The sequence below is a fragment of the Pantoea sp. B_9 genome (assembly GCF_008632015.1).
In the GTDB taxonomy this organism is placed as follows: Bacteria; Pseudomonadota; Gammaproteobacteria; order Enterobacterales; family Enterobacteriaceae; genus Pantoea; species Pantoea dispersa.
Map to the genome: position 1 here is coordinate 19,403 of NZ_VWVL01000004.1, position 19,145 is coordinate 38,547.

A 19,145-nucleotide genomic window follows, 5' to 3' on the forward strand; every position below is an offset into this window, starting at 1 on the left:
CGGAATGCCTATGCCTGCCCGGCGATCTTTAGCAGCCGATAGGCATTTTCTGTCGTCGGCCACGCTTATGATAATGAAATGTTATGATCCGGCGCAGGTCGCTGCGGTCGTTCCCCGCGCGCCGTTTCATCTGTGGCAAAAAACCAATTAAGTAAAACGCTAAGGACATTTCTTCATGCTCGCCAAACTCACCCGCCTGTTTCCGCTCTGGGCCGTACTGCTGTCCGTTGCAGCCTATTATTCGCCGTCCACCTTCCTCGGCATCGGGCCGTGGGTAACCTACCTGCTGATGCTGATCATGTTCGGCATGGGCGTGACGCTCAACATTGACGATTTCAAACGCGTGCTGGTGCGTCCGGCACCGGTGATTGCCGGCACGTTCCTGCACTATCTGGTAATGCCGCTGGCGGCCTGGGCGCTGGCGAAACTGTTCCAGATGCCGCCGGATCTGGCCGCCGGGATGATTCTGGTCGGCAGCGTGGCCAGCGGGACAGCCTCGAACGTGATGATTTATCTGGCGAAGGGCGACGTGGCGCTGTCGGTGACCATCTCGTCGGTTTCGGCGCTGGTGGGCGTGTTCGCGACGCCGCTGCTGACGCGCTTCTACGTAGATACCCACATTCAGGTCGATGTGGTGGGCATGCTGCTCAGCATCGTCAAAATCGTGGTGATCCCGATTGGGCTTGGCCTGATTATTCACCACTCCATGAACAGCGTGGTGCGCCGCGTTGAGCCGTATCTGCCGGCGTTTTCGATGGTGTGTATTCTGCTGATCATTAGCGCGGTGGTCGCCGGTAGCCAGGGCTTTATCGGCTCGGTAGGGCTGATGGTGATCGCGGCGGTAATCCTGCACAACGCCATTGGGCTGCTCGGCGGCTACTGGGGTGGCAAGCTGTTTGGCTTTGACGAATCCACCTGCCGCACGCTGGCGCTGGAAGTCGGTATGCAGAACTCCGGACTGGCGGCCACGCTAGGCAAACTGTACTTCTCACCGCTGGCCGCACTGCCCGGCGCACTGTTCTCGGTGTGGCACAACCTCTCCGGTTCGCTGCTGGCGGGTTACTGGTCGGGTAAAACAATTGAGAAGAAACAGAAATAACGGGGCATGCGTACCGGTGGTCATCAATGACGATCGGTCACGCACCATCGTCCTGTTGATGCCGGTGCGCATAAATGCGCACCCTACAAAAAACACGCGATAACCTTGCAGAGGGGCAATAAATGCGCCCTCTGCAAAACGTGCGATAACTTTGTAGGGGCGCCATTCATGGCGACCGCAAACACGCAACGGACAGCGTGGCGTCATAAATCGTCATTCAACAATATTCCACTGGCGCACTAATTCTTACCTCATATAAATATGCAAGCACCAGGAACCCCTACACGGGCCGGCCCGTTTTATTCTTTTTTTACTGATGCAGGAAAAGCCAGAAAGGGAAACAGTAAATAAGGCGCAACGATCAAAAGAATAAACACTCCCCGTGAATATCCCGCATCGTTTATTCTTCTGCTGCCACAAGCCAGTGATGGCAGAACGAAAAGCAGTAAAGGAATCCATGCTATTTCATTCGTGGATGAAGCGAACACACTGAGATAACAACAAAACCAGATAATCTGGAACATCATAAAAATGATATAGCATAAGCGGCTATCTTTGCCACTATAATCAAACGTCTTAATCAATCCATTCTTTATGGATGTTAGTAAGAGAGTCCGCGCCATTTTATTCTAACCACCACAAAAAAGATGAGAGACCGCAAGCTGTTCACTGTCGAAAAACACGTAAAATAGCGATTTTACGATAAAACGGATAACGCGTGTTGTGAACCTGTATGTTGTCTATTAAATACCAGACTATAACATGTGTTGAATCATGCTATTCCTGGTATTATTAATTAGCGCCGCCAGCATGCGAAACGCTATAACTTCAGGTAAACCCGAATCCCGTCCAGGAACATCTGCGTCGCCAGCATAATCAGGATCAAACCCATTAATCGCTCCAGCGCGTTGACGCCTTTATCCCCCAGCAGGCGCAGGAACAGGCCGGACATCAGCAGAATCACCACCGTGACGCCCCAGGCAATCAGCAGGGCGCCGACCAGGTGCGTCATCTGATTGGGATACTGATGTGACAGCAGCATCAGGGTGGCGAGCAGCGAGGGTCCGGCGACCAGCGGGATCGCCAGCGGCACCAGGAACGGCTCTTCGCCGGCGGGCAGGCCGCTGGTGCTGGTCTCGCCGGACGGAAAAATCATGCGAATGGCGATCAGAAACAGAATGATGCCGCCGGAAATCGATACCGTTTCGGTGCGCAGATTAAGAAACGCCAGAATGCGTTCACCGGCGAACAGGAACAGCAGCATCAGAATCAAGGCGATCAGCATCTCGCGCATCAGCACTACGCGGCGGCGCTTCGGCTCCAGGTGCTTCAGCACCGACATGAAAATCGGCAGGTTGCCCAGCGGGTCCATAATCAACAGCAACAGTATGGTCGCGGATATCATTTCAGTCATCAGAGGTAAACCATCCCTTCAGGTCGGCCACAGCCGTTATAAGTTGTACTGCTGAAAAAGTTAGCGCAATCGAATTAATTCACTTGCCAGAAGTGCTGCATTTTGTAGAGTTGTGGGTCATAGGTAAACCTGATTATTACGCAGACTGGCGCATTGCTGGCGCTGGTCTTTTTTCGCACCACCCAGGCCCCGGCCCGAGTTCCTGAGACGGACAGAAAATGAAGAATGTAGGTTTTATTGGTTGGCGTGGCATGGTCGGCTCTGTGCTGATGTCACGTATGAGCGAAGAACGCGATTTCGATGTGATCAATCCGGTCTTCTTCTCCACTTCGCAACTGGGTCAGGCTGCGCCGACGTTTGGCGGCAAGTCAACCGGTGCGCTGCAGGATGCCTTTGATATTGAGGCGCTGAAGGCGCTGGATATCATCATCACCTGCCAGGGCGGCGATTATACCAGTGAAGTCTACCCGAAGCTGCGTGAGAGCGGCTGGCAGGGCTACTGGATTGATGCGGCCTCCACGCTGCGCATGAAAGATGACGCCATCATTATTCTTGATCCGGTCAACCATCAGGTGATTCGTCAGGGCCTCGACAGCGGCATCAAAACCTTTGTCGGCGGTAACTGCACCGTCAGCCTGATGCTGATGTCGCTGGGCGGACTGTTCGCTAACGACCTGCTCGAATGGGCCTCCGTCGCGACGTATCAGGCGGCCTCCGGCGGCGGCGCGCGCCATATGCGCGAACTGTTGACCCAGATGGGCATGCTGCACGACCACGTTGCGACTTCGCTGCAAAATCCGGCCTCCGCCATTCTCGACATCGAGCGCAGCGTGACTGACTTTACCCGTTCCGGCACGCTGCCGACCGACAACTTCGGCGTACCGCTGGCCGGCAGCCTGATCCCGTGGATCGACAAGCAGCTGGACAACGGCCAGAGCCGCGAAGAGTGGAAAGGCCAGGCGGAGACCAACAAAATTCTCTCGACCCGTCATACCATTCCGGTCGATGGCCTGTGCGTGCGCGTCGGCGCGCTGCGCTGCCACAGCCAGGCGTTCACGTTGAAGCTGAAGAAAGATGTGCCGCTAAACGAAATCGAACAGCTGCTGGCCGCGCACAACGAGTGGGTGAAAGTGGTGCCGAACGATCGCGACATCACCATGCGTGAACTGACGCCTGCTGCGGTGACCGGTACGCTGACCACGCCGGTGGGCCGTCTGCGTAAGCTGAACATGGGGCCGGAGTATTTGTCGGCCTTTACCGTCGGCGATCAGTTACTGTGGGGCGCTGCCGAACCGCTGCGTCGCATGCTGCGTTTGCTGATCGACTAAGCGCAGCGCGAATCCAGACAGGCCGGGGTTTCCCGGCCTTTTTTCTTTCCACGGGAGTGCAAAACTTAACCCAAATTGCGCCCGACAAGTGATCAGCTTCCCCTTTTTGCTCGCCCGATAACAATTTTTTGCGTTCCATCCTGGCTTCTGCCAACCCCAAGCTATGATTTAACAGTGATGTGCCGGTTGTTAACTGTTTTTACTTTGCGAATGGAATAGTTGTTGTACACGGCCAGGATCTTTCCCACGGAGGGTGTCCTTCCTTGCTGCTGTATGTATGGCTCATGAAAAGCAGCGCACCTATAGCGACAATCCTGTCTCTCCGGTCGCCTGCGCAAAAAATCATAGGAAGAAAGTCATGTCAGAGCTTCCCGATCGCCATGCGATCAATGCCCTTTTCGCCGGGAATTATGCCGACCCCTTCTCAGTACTGGGGATGCACCAGACCACACAAGGTCTTGAAGTGCGCGCGCTGTTACCGGATGCATCCGAAGTCTGGGTGATTGAAACCAACACCGGCCGCAAATGCGCCCAGCTTAAATGTCTTGATTCTCGCGGCTTCTTCAGCGGCGTGATCCCGCGCCGTAAAAACCTGTTTCGCTACCAGCTGGCAGTCAACTGGCACGGCCAGCAAAACCTGATCGACGATGCCTACCGCTTTGGCCCGCTGCTGGCGGAGATGGATGCCTGGCTGCTGGCCGAAGGCACGCACCTGCGGCCGTATGAAACGCTCGGCGCGCACGGCACCACCATTGATGGCGTCGCCGGTACGCGCTTCGCCGTCTGGGCCCCGAACGCGCAGCGCGTTTCGGTGGTGGGCGAGTTTAATTTCTGGGATGGTCGCCGCCATCCGATGCGTTTCCGCCGCGAACTCGGCATCTGGGAGCTGTTTGTCCCCGGCGCGGTTAATGGCCAGCTGTACAAATTCGAGATCATTGATGCGCACGGTCAGATGCGCATCAAAGCCGATCCGTTCGCCTTCGAGGCGCAAATGCGCCCGCAGACCGCCTCGATGATCTGCGGCCTGCCGCCGAAGCTCGAGATGCAGCCGCAGCGCAAGCTCGCCAACGGCTTTGACCAGCCGATCTCCATCTACGAAGTGCATCTCGGTTCGTGGCGTCGTCACACCGACAACAATTTCTGGCTGAGTTACAAAGAGCTGGCCGAACAGCTGGTTCCTTATGTCAAAGAGATGGGGTTTACCCATATCGAACTGTTACCGATTAACGAGCATCCGTTTGACGGCAGCTGGGGCTATCAGCCGCTTGGCATGTATGCGCCGACGCGCCGCTTCGGCACGCGCGATGAGTTTCGGCACTTCATCGCCGCCGCGCACGAAGCGGGCCTCAATGTGCTGCTCGACTGGGTGCCGGGCCACTTCCCGAGTGATGATTTCGGTCTGGCCAAATTCGACGGCACCGAGCTGTACGAGCACAGCGATCCGCGCGAAGGCTACCATCAGGACTGGAATACGCTGATCTACAACTTTGGCCGGCGCGAGGTCAGCAACTATCTCTCCGGCAATGCGCTGTACTGGATGGAGCGCTTCGGCATTGATGGCCTGCGCGTCGATGCGGTGGCGTCGATGATCTATCGCGATTACAGCCGCAAAGAGGGTGAGTGGGTACCTAACCAGTTTGGCGGCCGTGAAAATCTCGAAGCCATCGCCTTCCTGCGCCATACCAACCGCACGCTGGGCCGTGCCGCACCCGGCAGCATCAGCGTGGCGGAAGAGTCTACCGATTATCCCGGCGTGACGCGGCCATCCGAAGATGGCGGCCTGGGCTTCTGGTTCAAATGGAACCTCGGCTGGATGCACGACACCCTCGACTACATGAAGCTCGATCCGGTGCATCGCCGCTACCATCATCAGCTGATGACCTTCGGCATGCTGTACAACTACACGGAAAACTTCGTGCTGCCGCTGTCGCACGACGAAGTGGTCCACGGCAAAAAGTCGATCCTCGACCGCATGCCGGGTGATACCTGGCAGAAGTTTGCCAACCTACGCGCCTATTACGGCTGGATGTGGGGCTTTCCCGGCAAAAAACTGCAGTTTATGGGCAATGAATTCGCTCAGGGACGCGAGTGGAACCACGACACCAGCCTCGACTGGCATCTGCTGGAGGGGCTGGATAACTGGCACCACGGCGTGCAGCGACTGGTACGTGACCTGAACCACAGCTATCGCCACTTTTCGCCGCTCTATCAGCTCGATTTTGATGCCAGCGGCTTCGAGTGGCTGGTGGTCGACGATCACGAAAACTCGGTCTTTGTGTTTGTGCGCCGCGACCGCGAGGGCAACGAACTGATTGTCGCCAGTAACTTTACGCCGGTGCCGCGTCACAACTATCGCTTCGGCGTGAATCAGCGTGGCGGCTGGCGCGAAGTGCTGAACACCGATCAGCATGATTATCACGGCAGCGATCTGCGTAATCACGGTATCGTGCATACCGATGACATCGCCAGCCACGGGCGCGCGCAGTCGCTAAGCCTGACGCTGCCGCCGCTCGCCACGCTGTGGCTGGTGCGGGAGGGCGATTGATGCTCCAGCCGGGCCAGCCGGTACCGCCGGGTGCCCATTATGACGGGCGCGGCGTCAACTTTACGCTGTTCTCGCGCCACGCGGAGCGGGTGGAGCTGTGCCTGTTTGATGAACAGGGGAGTGAGCAGCGTTTTCCTCTGCCGGCGCGCAGCGGTGACATCTGGCATGGCTATGTTCCGGCGCTAAAGCCGGGCCAGCGCTATGGCTACCGCGTGCATGGGCCGTGGCAGCCAGAGCGCGGTCATCGTTTCAATCCGGCCAAACTGCTGGTCGATCCCTGTGCCAAAGCGGTATGCGGCGCGGTGCCAGACGACGCGCGCCTGCTGGGTGGAGAGTGGCAGCAGGATGATGCCGACAGCGCTGGCGTTGCGCCCAAATCGCTGGTGATCGCCGACGATTTTGACTGGCAGGACGATTGTGCGCCGCGCACGCCGTGGGGCAAGACGGTGATTTACGAGGCACACGTACGCGGCCTGACGCAGCAGCATCCGGAAATTCCGGAAAGGCTACGCGGGACATATGCGGCGCTGGGGCATCCTGCTATGGTGAGCTATCTGCGCCGGCTGGGTATCACCGCGCTGGAGCTGCTGCCGATAGCCGCGTTTGCCAGCGAGCCGCGCCTGCAACGGCTCGGCCTGAGCAACTACTGGGGCTACAACCCGTTTGCGCTGTGGGCGCTGCATCCGCATTACGCGGCGGGTGAAGCGGGCCAGACGCCGCTGCAGGAGTTTCAGCAGGCGGTAAAAGCGCTGCACGCGGCGGGCATTGAAGTGATTCTGGACGTGGTGTTCAACCACAGCGCCGAGCTGGAAGAGATTGGCCCGACACTGTCGCTGCGCGGCGTCGACAACGCCAGCTATTACTGGCTGGGCGATAACGGTGAATATCACAACTGGACCGGCTGCGGTAATACGCTGAACCTCAGCGATCCGCAGGTGCTTGACTGGGCGCTGGGCGCGCTGCGTTACTGGGTGCAAACCTGCCACGTTGATGGCTTTCGTTTCGATCTCGCCAGCGTGCTCGGGCGCACGCCGGATTATCGCCAGGATGCACCGCTGTTTGTGGCCATGCAGGCCTGTCCGGTGCTGTCGCAGGTGAAGCTGATCGCTGAACCCTGGGATATCGGCCCCGGCGGCTATCAGGTGGGCAACTTTCCGCCGGGCTTCGCCGAATGGAACGACCACTTTCGCGATACGGCGCGCCGCTACTGGCTGCACGGTGAGTTGAGTAACGGTGATTTTGCCCGCCGCTTTGCCGGCTCCAGCGATGTATTTCAGCGCGCGGCGCGTCTGCCGCACGCCAGCATTAATCTGATCACCGCGCACGACGGCTTCACGCTGCGTGACGTGGTGAGTTATAACCAGAAGCATAATCAGGCCAACGGCGAGGACAATCGCGACGGCAGCAGCAGTAATTTCAGCCATAACCATGGTTTTGAAGGGCTGCAGGGCAACTTCGATGTGGTCGAGCGGCGGCGGCGCAGCGTGCACGCATTGCTGACCACGCTGCTGCTGGCGCAGGGCACGCCGATGCTGCTGGCCGGTGACGAACGCGGTCACAGTCAGCACGGCAACAATAATGCGTACTGTCAGGATAACCCACTCACCTGGCTGAACTGGCAACAGGATGATTTTGGACTGGTCGACTTCACTGCCGCGTTAATCCGGCTGCGTCAGCATATTCCCGCGCTGACGCAGGACAGCTGGTGGCAGGAGGGCGATGGCAACGTGCAGTGGTTGAATGCCAGCGGCAAACCACTGGAAAGGGATGAGTGGGAACAGGGGATGCACAGACTGCAGATCCTGCTCTCCGGCCGCTGGTTACTAACGATAAACGCCACGGATTCGGTGAGTGACCTTGCCTTACCAGACGGAGAATGGCGAGCCATTCCTCCTTTCGCCGGGGAAGATAACCCCATCCTGACAACTGTCTGGCACGGGCCCGCACACGGCGTGTGTGTGTTCCTAAAGCAATCATAAGGAGTCAGACATGGTGAAATTAGATAGAAACGACCCCCTGATGCTGGCGCGCCAGCTCCCTACACAGACGGTTGCCCTGATCCTTGCTGGCGGGCGCGGTACGCGCCTGAAAGATCTTACCGCCAAACGCGCCAAGCCTGCCGTGCACTTCGGCGGCAAGTTCCGCATCATCGACTTTGCGCTCTCCAACTGTATCAACTCCGGGATTCGGCGCATCGGCGTCATCACCCAATATCAGTCACATACGCTGACGCAGCATATTCAGCGCGGCTGGTCATTGTTCAACGAAGAGATGAATGAGTTTGTCGATCTGCTGCCGGCGCAGCAGCGCGCCTCGACCGAACACTGGTATCGCGGTACCGCCGATGCGGTCACGCAGAATCTCGACATCATTCGCCGCTATAACGCGCAGTACATCGTGATTCTCGCCGGGGATCACATCTACAAAATGGATTACTCGCGCATGCTGCTCGACCACGCCGATCGTGGCGCTAAGTGCACCATCGCCTGTCTGCCCGTACCGCTGCATGAGGCCACCGCATTTGGCGTGATGGCAGTCGATGCGGACAACAATGTAATCGATTTCGTTGAGAAACCGGCGCAGCCGCCGTCCATGCCGGGCGACGACAGCAAAGCGCTGGCCAGCATGGGCATTTACGTGTTCAACGCCGATTACCTCTATGAGCTGCTGGAGGAGGATTTGCAGATCGCCGATTCGAGCCACGATTTCGGTAAAGATCTGCTGCCGAAGATCGTCGCCAGCGGCGAAGCCTATGCGCACTCCTTTACGCTGTCGTGCGTACAGAACGACGAAAACGCGGAACCTTACTGGCGCGACGTCGGTACGCTGGAAGCTTACTGGCGCGCCAACCTCGATCTGGCCTCGGTGACGCCCGAACTCGATATGTATGACCACGAATGGCCGATTCGTACCCACATGGAGCCGCTGCCGCCGGCCAAATTTGTCCAGGATCGATCCGGCAGTCACGGCATGACCATGAATTCGCTGGTCTCCGGCGGCTGCATTATCTCCGGCTCGGTGGTGGTGAATTCGGTGCTGTTCCCGCGCGTGCGCGTTAACTCGTTTTGCAATATTGATTCGGCGGTGCTGCTGCCCGATGTGGTTATCGGGCGATCGTGCCGTTTGCGTCGCTGCGTCATAGACCGTGCCTGCGTCATTCCGGAAGGCATGGTGATTGGCGAAAATCCGGATGAGGATAGTCGCCGTTTTTACCGTTCAGAAGAGGGCATCGTACTGGTGACGCGCGCCATGCTGGCCAAATTGGCCGCTGCGGGTCAGTAAGTGACGAAAGGCAAAGAACATTGCCGCGTGGAACGCGGGCGATAACACAATAGGGGTTCAGGATGCAGGTTTTACATGTCTGTTCAGAGCTTTTCCCGCTGCTAAAAACCGGCGGACTGGCTGATGTCGTCGGCGCATTGCCTCAGGCACAAATTGCCGAAGGTATGGACACGCGGGTGCTGATTCCGGCGTTTCCGGATCTGCGTAAAGGGATTCCTGATACCGAAGTGGTGGCGGAGCTGCAAACCTTTGCCGGGCCGGTCCGCTTGCTGTTTGGGCCCTTCAACGGCGTGGGGATATATTTGATAGATGCGCCGGGACTGTACGATCGTCCCGGCAGCCCGTACCACGATACGTCGCAGTTTGCCTATGTCGATAACTACCTGCGCTTTGCGCTGCTCGGCTGGATGGCGGCTGAGCTTGCCAGCGGGCTGGATACTTACTGGCAGCCGGACATCGTGCACGCGCACGACTGGCACGCCGGTCTGGCTCCGGCCTATATCGCCGCACGCGGACGTCCGGCGAAAACGGTGTTTACCGTGCATAACCTGGCGTATCAGGGGCTGTTTTCCGCGCGGCATCTGGACGAGATCCAGATCCCGCGCGCCTATTTTGAAATGCACGGGCTGGAATTCTACGGCCAGATTTCTTACCTAAAGGCCGGCCTGTTTTATGCCGATCATATAACTGCCGTCAGCCCGACCTATGCGCTGGAGATCACCCGGCCGGAGTTTGGCTACGGCATGGAAGCGCTGCTGGAGCAGCGGCTGCGCGAAGGACGGCTGAGCGGGATTCTCAACGGCGTCGATCCCGGCATCTGGGATCCGGCACACGACCTGCTGCTCACCGCCCGCTACGACCGCGACACGCTGGAGAGCAAAGCGGAGAATAAACGTCAGCTGCAGATTGCCATGGGGCTGAAGGTTGATGACAAAGTGCCGGTGTTCTGCGTTATCAGCCGTTTAACCAAACAGAAAGGGCTGGATCTGGTGCTGGAAGCACTGCCGGGACTGCTGGCGCAGGGCGGGCAACTGGTACTGCTGGGTCAGGGCGATGCGGAACTGCAGCAGGGCTTCCTCGCCGCAGCCGCTGAGCATCCGGGCAGCGTCGGCGTGCAAATTGGTTATCACGAAGCGTTCTCGCACCGCATTGTCGGTGGTGCGGACGTCATTATGGTGCCCAGCCGTTTCGAACCGTGCGGTCTGACGCAGTTGTACGGTCTGAAATATGGCACGCTGCCGCTGGTCAGGCGCACCGGTGGACTGGCGGATACCGTACAGGACAGCTCGCTGGAAAACCTCGCCGACGGCGTAGCCAGCGGCTTCAGCTTCGAAGACAGCAATGCCTGGTCACTGCTGCGCGCGATTCGTCGTGCTTTTGTTTTATGGTCCCGTCCTTCACTCTGGCGTTATGTTCAGCGCCAGGCGATGGGGATGGATTTTAGTTGGCAGGTGGCAGCACAAGCCTACCGCGATCTTTATCAACGCTTGCTGTAATGAGAGATTGGGATACCGCATATGAACGCACCTTTCACCTATGCCTCACCCACGCTGACGGTTGACGCCCTCAAGCACTCAATCGCCTATAAGCTGATGTTTACCATTGGTAAAGATCCGTCGATCGCCAACAAGCATGAGTGGCTGAACGCCGCGCTGCTGGCGGTACGCGATCGCATGGTGGAGCGCTGGCTGCGCTCCAGCCGTGCGCAGCTGTCGCAGGATGTGCGCCAGGTTTATTACCTGTCGATGGAGTTCCTGATGGGGCGCACGCTGGGCAATGCCTTGCTGGCGATGGGTATCTATGACGATCTCAACCAGGCGCTGGATGAGATGGGACTCGACCTCAGCGAGCTGATGGAAGAAGAGAACGACCCCGGGCTCGGCAACGGCGGTCTTGGCCGGCTGGCGGCCTGCTTCCTCGACTCGCTGGCCACGCTGGGCCTGCCCGGACGCGGCTACGGCATCCGCTACGATTACGGCATGTTCAAACAGAACATTGTTGATGGCCAGCAACGTGAATCGCCGGATTACTGGCTGGAGTACGGCAACCCGTGGGAGTTCCAGCGCTTTAACACCCGCTACAAAGTGCGTTTTGGCGGGCGGTTGCAGCATGAAGGCAGCCGGGTGCGCTGGGTTGAGACCGAAGAGATCGTAGCAATGGCCTACGATCAGATCATCCCTGGCTTCGACACCGATGCCACCAACACGCTGCGGCTGTGGGGCGCGCAGGCCAGTAACGAAATCAACCTCGGCAAGTTTAATCAGGGCGACTACTTCGCGGCGGTGGAAGATAAAAACCACTCGGAGAACGTGTCGCGCGTGCTCTATCCCGACGACTCGACCTACTCCGGGCGCGAGCTGCGTCTGCGCCAGGAGTATTTTCTCGTCTCCGCCACGGTGCAGGATATCCTCAATCGCCACTGGCAGATGCATGAAACCTGGGACAACCTGGCCGACAAAATTGCCATCCACCTCAACGATACCCATCCGGTGCTGGCGATTCCCGAGCTGATGCGTCTGCTGATTGATGAGCACAAGTTTACCTGGGACGACGCCTTTGAAGTCACCTGCCAGGTGTTCTCGTACACCAACCATACGCTGATGAGCGAAGCGCTGGAGACCTGGCCGGTGGACATGATCGGCAAGATCCTGCCGCGTCACCTCAGCATCATCTTCGAAATCAATGACTACTTCCTGAAGACCATTCAGGACTACTATCCGGACGACTGGGATCTGATGGCGCGCATCTCGATCATCGACGAAAACGATGGTCGCCGCATCCGCATGGCGTGGCTGGCGGTGGTGGTTAGCCACAAGGTCAACGGCGTGTCGGAGCTGCACTCTAATCTGATGGTACAGTCGCTGTTCGCCGATTTTGCCCGCCTGTTCCCGGGGCGCTTCTGCAATAAAACCAACGGCGTGACGCCGCGCCGCTGGCTGGCGCTGGCCAACCCGGCCTTGTCTGAGGTGCTGGATGACGCCATTGGCCGCACCTGGCGTACCGATCTGGCTCAGCTGAGCGAGCTGGTGCCGCACATTGACTATCCGGCGTTTATTGAACAGGTCGCCGACGCCAAGTTCGCCAACAAGAAGCGCCTCGCGGAATGGGTGGCGAAGAATATGGATATCGTGCTGGATCCGCAGGCGCTGTTCGACGTGCAGATCAAGCGTATTCACGAATACAAACGTCAGCTGCTGAACGTGCTGCACGTCATCACGCGTTACAACCGTATCAAAGCCGATCCGACCGCAGAGTGGGTGCCGCGCGTCAATATCTTCGCCGGGAAAGCGGCGTCGGCCTATTACGTCGCCAAGCACATCATTCACCTGATCAACGATGTTGCCAACGTGATCAACAACGATCCGCAGGTGAAGAACAAGCTGAAGGTGGTGTTTATCCCTAACTACGGCGTCAGCCTGGCGCAGATCATCATTCCGGCGGCGGATCTCTCCGAGCAGATCTCTACCGCCGGCACCGAAGCCTCCGGCACCAGTAACATGAAATTTGCGCTAAACGGCGCGCTGACCATCGGTACGCTGGACGGGGCCAACGTGGAGATGCGCGAGCACGTCGGCGCAGAGAATATCTTTATCTTCGGCAACACCACGCCGCAGGTGGAGAAGCTGCGCACTGAGGGCTATAACCCGCGCAAATACTATGAAGAGGATGCGGAACTGCACCAGGCGCTGACGCAAATCGCCAGCGGCGTCTTCAGCCCGCAGGAGCCAGGGCGCTACCGTAACCTGTTCGACGCGCTGGTCAACTTTGGCGATCATTATCAGCTGCTGGCGGATTACCGCAGTTACGTGGATACCCAGGATAAGGTGGATAAGCTCTATCGTCAGCCGGAAGAGTGGCAGCGGCGTGCGGCGCTGAACATCGCCAATATGGGCTATTTCTCCGCCGACCGTACCATTCAGGAGTACGCGGATGAGATCTGGCATATTTCGCCGGTGAGGTTGTAAACGAGGCACATTCTGTAGCGGCGCAATTTATTGCGCGGTTTTTAACAACGCGCGATAAATCGCGCCGCTACCGTTGGTGCAAACTTACTTCAGAGTAATACTCTTCACAATCGCATCGGCATCGCTCTGCGCCTGCTGCTGATTGTCGGCGGGCAGGGTGATCTGCAGCGTCAGCAGTTTACCGTCCACCTTCGCCAGAATAACCGAGGACCAGGAGGTCTGGTTATTGGCGGAAATCACCGTATCCAGCTGCTGTGCCGGCTGGTCTTTCAGCGTCACCGCTTTGTTCGACACCACCTGCAGCTGCGGATCGCGGTTGCGCTGCTGCTGCTCCAGACGCTGAGCCAGCGCATCCAGTGCTTCACTGGTCGGATCGCCCGCAATCACGATAATTGCGCGCTGGCCGGTTTCATCGGCATACACGTGCATATTGGTGGATTCCGAACCCAGCTTGCCGCTCTTATCTGACATGCCTGCTGGCAGGCTGAAACTCAGCTTACCGTCCATCAGGTTTACTGTCTGTGCTGACTGACTGGCGCTGGTGCCGTTGCTGTTTGCCGCCGTGTCGTCTTTCTTCTGATCACACGCCGCCAGGCCTAACACCAGCAGGCCGATGCCCGCATATTTCACTAAGTTACGCATTCTTATCCCTTCGTAAGGTTTCCATCAGCCGTTATCAAAACGGAATCGGTGCTTAAAAGCAATCAGCGCTTTGTCAGGAAATCTTAGCGTGCCGTGGCGTTTCGTCTACGTTCAATTAGCCGAAATTCATCTGGCGCTGAGCCGAACGTTCCGCCAGGCGCTTAAGTGCCGCATTGAGCAAAACACCGTAAGCAGGCAGGAAGAAAACCATGCAGATCAGCACTTTGAAGCTGTAATCCACCAGTGCGATCTCCACCCAGTGGCTGGCCATGAACGGGTCCGGACTCTTATAAAAGGCGATAAAGAAGAAGGCCAGCGTATCGCTGATATTGCCGAGGAACATGGCGCAGGCAGGCGCAATCCACCACTGCGGCAGTTTTCGCAGGCGGTTAAACACGTGCACATCAAGGATTTGCCCCAGCGCATAGGCCATAAAGCTGGCGCAGGCGATACGCGCCACGAACAGATTGACCTCCTGCAGCGAGGCCCAGCCCTGCCACGCGCCCTGATAAAACACGCACGACACGATGTAGGAGATAAACAGCGCCGGAATCATCACCGCAAGGATAATGCGCCGTGCCAGCGGTGCGCCTAAAATACGCACGGTGAGATCGGTGGCGAGAAAAATAAACGGGAAGCTAAACGCACCCCAGGTGGTGTGGAAGCCGAAAATCGCGACCGGCAGCTGCACCAGATAGTTACTGGAGGTAATCACCAGCAGGTGAAACAGCGATAGCCAGAATAGCGCATGCATACGCTGACGAGCAGAGAAGTTGATCATAAAGGCCTTTTTTTAAAAATGGGGTGAGGGAACCCAATCCCCTTCATCGTTGGCATTTTTGCTGCGTTGGCCGCGCTTGCGTACCCCGGTCACTTACTTTAGTAAGCTCCCGGGGATACGCGCACTTGCCGCCTTGCAGAAAAGCCAACGATCCTGGGGATGTCTGGTATTGCTTAATAAAAAATCGGACGGCATCTTAGCGTGTTGCGCAACAAATGCAATGGTTAATTTTAACGCAATCGTTCTCGCCTTGCGCGCGCGCTGTAGCGCGTTAGAATGAGCGCCCACCCTGAATAAAGACAGAGAATCATGAGCGATCCTTTTTCCGCTGCGGACCATACGCTTGATGCGCTTGGGCTGCGCTGCCCGGAGCCGGTGATGATGGTGCGCAAAACCGTGCGTACCATGCAGGCGGGCGAAACGTTGCTGATCATCGCCGACGATCCGGCGACCACGCGTGATATTCCCGGCTTCTGCCGCTTTATGGAGCATCAGCTGCTGGCACAGCAGACCGAGAGCCTGCCGTACCAGTATCTGATCCAGAAAGGCGCGGATGCCTGATCGCGGCATCCGCCCGCCTCAGCGCTGACGCAGCAGGCGCAGCGCGTTGGCGGTGACCAGCGCGGTGGCACCCGAATCGGCCAGCACCGCCAGCCACAGGCCGGTAAAACCGAGCAGCGTGGTGACGAGGAAAATCGCCTTCAGCCCCAGCGCCAGCGCAATATTCTGACGGATAATGGCGCGCGTGCGGCGTGCCAGCTGCACGGTGCGCGGCAGAATCGCCAGGTTATTTTGCGTCAGAGCCGCATCGGCCGCTTCCAGCGCCACATCAGTGCCGCTGCCCATGGCAATCCCCAGCGTCGCGGCCTTCATGGCTGGCGCATCGTTGATGCCATCGCCGACCATCGCCAGCGGCTGCTGTTCGCCCAGTTCACGCACGGCGGCTACCTTATCCGCAGGCAACAGACCGGCGCGATAGCTGATGCCGAGTTCGGCGGCAATCGCGGCGGCGGCGCGCGGATTATCGCCGGTCAGCATCACGCTGCGAATCCCCAGCGCCTGCAGCGCCGCCAGCGCACTGCGGGCCTCCTCGCGCAGCAAATCCTGCAGCGCCAGCAGCCCGAGCGGCTGTGCTTCGCGCAACAGCACCACCACGGTTTTGCCCTGTGCCTCCAGCTGCGCAATCTGCTGCTGCTGCGCGTCACTCAGCGCCGCCGCATCACGCGGTGCCAGCAGTTGATGCATCACGCCGTCGATTTGTGCGCGAATGCCGCTGCCGGCCAGCGTTTGCTGATGCTGCGCCGGTGGAATCACCTGCTGCTGGCGCTGCGCTTCCGCCACTATCGCCCGCGCCAGCGGATGGCCGGAGCCCTGCTCGATAGCGGCCGCGAGGCTGAGCAGCTGTTGCTGTGCATCCGCGCCAAACGGCTGCACGTCGGTAACCTGCGGTTTACCGGCGGTCAGGGTGCCGGTTTTATCAAACGCCAGCGCCTGCACCCGGCTGAGGCGTTCGAGCGCCGCGCCGCCTTTAATCAGCGCGCCCTGGCGAGCCGCCGCCGCCAGGCCGGAAGTGATAGCGGCAGGCGTGGAGATCACCAGCGCGCACGGACAGCCAATCAGCAGCAGCGTCAGCCCTTTGTAGATCCACGGCAGCCAGGCGCCTAATCCGAGCAGCGGCGGCAGCACCATCACCAGCAGTGCCAGCAGCATGATGGCCGGCGTGTAGAGGCGGCTGAAGCGATCGATAAAACGCTCCACCGGCGCGCGGTGACTTTCAGCTTCTTCTATCAGCTGCAGAATGCGGTCGATAGCGCTGTGGCCCGGCTGTGAGGTCACGCGCAGCGTCACCAGCCGATCCACGCTGGTGGCACCTGCCATCACGGCATCGCCCGGCTGATGGGCCACCGGTAGCGATTCGCCGGTCAGCGCACTTTCATCAAAGCTGGCGCTGGCGTGCAGCAGCTCGGCATCGGCGGGCAGACGACCGCCTGCCGCTACTTCAATCACATCACCGGGCTGCAGCGCCGCCAGTGCCACCTGCTCACGCTGTGTGCCATTGACGCGCGTGGCGGTGTCCGGACGCAGCGCCATCAGCGCGGTGACGCCACGGCGCGCCCGCGCGGCGGCATAGGCTTCCAGCCGTTCTCCCAGCTGAAACAGCAGCAACACCATGGCAGCTTCGGCGTGGGCGCCAATCACCAGCGCGCCCGCGGCGGCGAGGGTCATCAGGGTTTCAATGCTGAACGGTGAGCCGCTGCGTATGGCCTGCCACGCGCTGCGGGCTACCGGCACCAGACCGACCAGCGTGGTAAGCACAAACAGGCGATCGCCCCACAGCGGCGTGAGCTGGCTCAGCAGCCAGCTGGCGATCATCAACAGCGTGAGCAGTATGAGCGAGGCATTATCGCGCCAGCGGCGCGCCGCCGGTGCGGGGTTCTCAGTGGATTTCAGGCTAAAGCCGGCGTGGTTAACGGCCTGTTCGATAGCCGGACGAATATCGCTGTGCGCCTCCACCAGCAGATTTTCACTGGCGAATATCACCCGCGCGCTGGCGACCTGCGGCAGCTTTTGCACGGCGGTTTCGATTTTGCGGGCGCAGCTCGGGCAGTCCATGCCGGCAATCTGCCAGCGGAACTGATAGGGCGCGGACGCGCGCCTGTCGCTGTCGGCGTCGCCGCCGCCGGGACTGTCGTCATCGCTGGTGCAGCAGCCGCAATCACTGGACGCGGCCACCGGCTGTGCGGCAGAAATCTTCAGGGATGCAGGCTGAACGCTGCGTACCGCACATAGCGGTTTTGGCTGACGGTGTGATTTGCCACAGCGGCAAGAGTGGGCATGTTGATGCATGTGACCTCCGGTTGCAGAAGCGGGCCGATGCCCGCAGTCTGCATGCTACACTCTGGAGTGGACTCCAGAGTCAAGCGATGAGGTCACTTTTTTCAGTACAGCCACAGTGAACGCACAATCATGAAGTGACCGGCGAAGTAGCAGGCGGCAACGATGGCGCTGTCAGCGCTGAAGCGACGGCGATAGTGCGAGATAAACCACACGATGTTAGCCAGCAACAGCAGCACGGCACCCACCAGCAGCGAGAAGCTGTAATCGGTCGGACGGAAGAAGTAATTTTCCGCCGCCATCCAGTTCATCACCAGCGTCATGCCAATCAGCGTACAGATCGGCCAGCGCAGCGTATCCAGTTTTGACCAGATGATGGCGATCACGATGATACCAATCACCAGGAAGGTGAGCGGAATCGGCCAGAAGAAGCTCATGGTCATGTGCGCGGCAAAGCTGATGGTGTACAGCAGATGCGAAAGGAAAAAGGCGCCGAGCGCATATAGCATCTGCTGACGCGGCAGCAGGGTTAACGCATCGCCCACCAGCGTAGCGACCAGGCCAGCCAGAATCAGGTAGTCGGTGGTGTTAAGCGTGGGAGCCTGCCACGCCCAGGCAACCAGCAACAGCAGCGTAACGGGTTTGAACAGCCAGCGCTGCCACTGCGGGCCGCGGTAGGAGGCATCGACATACAGCCAACCGGAAAAAAGGACTGCAAGGAAAGACCAAAGCATTTTTTCTCCCTTTTGTGAACGTGTCGCCCACATTGATGAATTTTCCCAAAATCGCGATCTCAGTTTAAGTTACTGGCGGCAAATGTGACAATCGGGCAACTCTGGTTGTATGCTTTGGCGTCTTTTATCTGTTAACCCCCGACGTAAAGTGCGAGAGAAAACATGAGCAAACCACCGCTAATCTTTTTTATCGTCCTGGCTGTAATTGCCATCCTGGCAACCCGTCAGTTTATCAAGCAGCGCCGCGAAGCCGCGGTCAACGACGCTTCACCGGTGCGCTCAATGAGTGTGGAAGTGAAAACCAAGCGAGAGTTCCCGGCCCCCAATCGCCGTTCGCGTCAGCGCGAAGAGATTGTGGCGGAAGAGATGAAGTATGAAGCCTGGTTCCATCCGCTGAACGGCGCCGGTGATTTTAAGGTCAACGTCAGCGCCAGCGATTATCACCAGATGGACAAAGGCGTGAAGGGTGAGCTGAAAATGCAGGGCACGCGCTTTGTCAGCTTTACCCCGGCGCAATAGG

Annotated in this window: 15 protein-coding genes; 9 read left to right on the plus strand and 6 right to left on the minus strand. The window is 58.7% G+C overall.

The window, feature by feature from the left end; genetic code table 11:
• Window positions 1-175 precede the first annotated feature (175 nt).
• A complete protein-coding gene (gene panS, locus F3I21_RS13220) occupies window positions 176-1,099 on the plus strand; it encodes a ketopantoate/pantoate/pantothenate transporter PanS (RefSeq protein ID WP_021508027.1) in 924 nt (307 codons plus the stop codon).
• A 299-nt stretch (window positions 1,100-1,398) separates the two neighbouring features.
• On the opposite strand, the gene F3I21_RS13225 is transcribed toward panS, so the two are convergent.
• Window positions 1,399-1,722 (minus strand): DUF805 domain-containing protein, encoded by a 324-nt coding sequence (locus F3I21_RS13225; RefSeq protein WP_072209939.1) that lies wholly within the window; start codon window positions 1,720-1,722, stop codon window positions 1,399-1,401.
• Between the two features lie 197 nt (window positions 1,723-1,919).
• The gene (locus F3I21_RS13230; RefSeq protein WP_031279795.1) at window positions 1,920-2,513 is read right to left on the minus strand and encodes a YhgN family NAAT transporter; all 594 of its coding nucleotides are present in this window, start codon (window positions 2,511-2,513) and stop codon (window positions 1,920-1,922) included.
• Window positions 2,514-2,731: 218 nt separating this feature from the next.
• Between F3I21_RS13230 and asd the strand changes: the two genes are divergently transcribed.
• The 6 genes from asd to glgP all read left to right on the plus strand — a co-directional run bounded on the left by asd (window position 2,732) and on the right by glgP (window position 13,633).
• Window positions 2,732-3,841, plus strand: a complete 1,110-nt coding sequence (asd, locus tag F3I21_RS13235) for an aspartate-semialdehyde dehydrogenase (protein WP_150059133.1) — start codon at window positions 2,732-2,734, stop codon at window positions 3,839-3,841.
• Window positions 3,842-4,199: 358 nt separating this feature from the next.
• Entirely contained in the window at window positions 4,200-6,386 is a 2,187-nt protein-coding gene (gene glgB, locus F3I21_RS13240; RefSeq protein WP_150059134.1) for a 1,4-alpha-glucan branching enzyme, read from the plus strand.
• Complete coding sequence (glgX, locus tag F3I21_RS13245) at window positions 6,386-8,365, plus strand: glycogen debranching protein GlgX (protein WP_058780908.1); 1,980 nt, start codon at window positions 6,386-6,388, stop codon at window positions 8,363-8,365. Before glgB ends, glgX begins: the two co-directional genes overlap by 1 nt.
• Before the next feature lie 10 nt (window positions 8,366-8,375).
• Window positions 8,376-9,668: a glucose-1-phosphate adenylyltransferase gene (gene glgC / locus F3I21_RS13250; RefSeq protein WP_058757590.1), complete on the plus strand. Its 1,293-nt coding sequence runs from the start codon at window positions 8,376-8,378 to the stop codon at window positions 9,666-9,668.
• Between the two features lie 62 nt (window positions 9,669-9,730).
• Window positions 9,731-11,164, plus strand: a complete 1,434-nt coding sequence (glgA, locus tag F3I21_RS13255) for a glycogen synthase GlgA (protein WP_058757589.1) — start codon at window positions 9,731-9,733, stop codon at window positions 11,162-11,164.
• Between the two features lie 21 nt (window positions 11,165-11,185).
• Window positions 11,186-13,633 (plus strand): glycogen phosphorylase, encoded by a 2,448-nt coding sequence (gene glgP, locus F3I21_RS13260; protein ID WP_141496149.1) that lies wholly within the window; start codon window positions 11,186-11,188, stop codon window positions 13,631-13,633.
• Window positions 13,634-13,717: 84 nt separating this feature from the next.
• Here glgP and F3I21_RS13265 read toward each other — a convergent pair whose 3' ends face one another.
• Complete coding sequence (locus tag F3I21_RS13265; protein ID WP_150059135.1) at window positions 13,718-14,275, minus strand: DcrB family lipoprotein; 558 nt, start codon at window positions 14,273-14,275, stop codon at window positions 13,718-13,720.
• A gap of 115 nt (window positions 14,276-14,390) precedes the next feature.
• A complete protein-coding gene (locus tag F3I21_RS13270) occupies window positions 14,391-15,056 on the minus strand; it encodes a 7-cyano-7-deazaguanine/7-aminomethyl-7-deazaguanine transporter (protein ID WP_150059136.1) in 666 nt (221 codons plus the stop codon).
• 309 nt (window positions 15,057-15,365) lie between these two features.
• Here F3I21_RS13270 and tusA point away from each other — a divergent pair, with 309 nt between their 5' ends.
• Window positions 15,366-15,617, plus strand: a complete 252-nt coding sequence (gene tusA, locus F3I21_RS13275) for a sulfurtransferase TusA (RefSeq protein WP_021508017.1) — start codon at window positions 15,366-15,368, stop codon at window positions 15,615-15,617.
• 18 nt (window positions 15,618-15,635) lie between these two features.
• Here tusA and F3I21_RS13280 read toward each other — a convergent pair whose 3' ends face one another.
• Both F3I21_RS13280 and F3I21_RS13285 read right to left on the minus strand, forming a co-directional pair.
• A complete protein-coding gene (locus tag F3I21_RS13280) occupies window positions 15,636-17,903 on the minus strand; it encodes a zinc/cadmium/mercury/lead-transporting ATPase (RefSeq protein ID WP_150059137.1) in 2,268 nt (755 codons plus the stop codon).
• A 92-nt stretch (window positions 17,904-17,995) separates the two neighbouring features.
• Window positions 17,996-18,625 carry a lysoplasmalogenase gene (locus tag F3I21_RS13285; RefSeq protein ID WP_021508015.1) on the minus strand — a complete coding sequence of 210 codons (630 nt, stop codon included), beginning with the start codon at window positions 18,623-18,625 and terminating at the stop codon, window positions 17,996-17,998.
• A gap of 162 nt (window positions 18,626-18,787) precedes the next feature.
• Here F3I21_RS13285 and F3I21_RS13290 point away from each other — a divergent pair, with 162 nt between their 5' ends.
• Window positions 18,788-19,144: a DUF2500 domain-containing protein gene (locus tag F3I21_RS13290; RefSeq protein ID WP_021508014.1), complete on the plus strand. Its 357-nt coding sequence runs from the start codon at window positions 18,788-18,790 to the stop codon at window positions 19,142-19,144.
• The last annotated feature ends 1 nt before the right edge of the window (window position 19,145 follow it).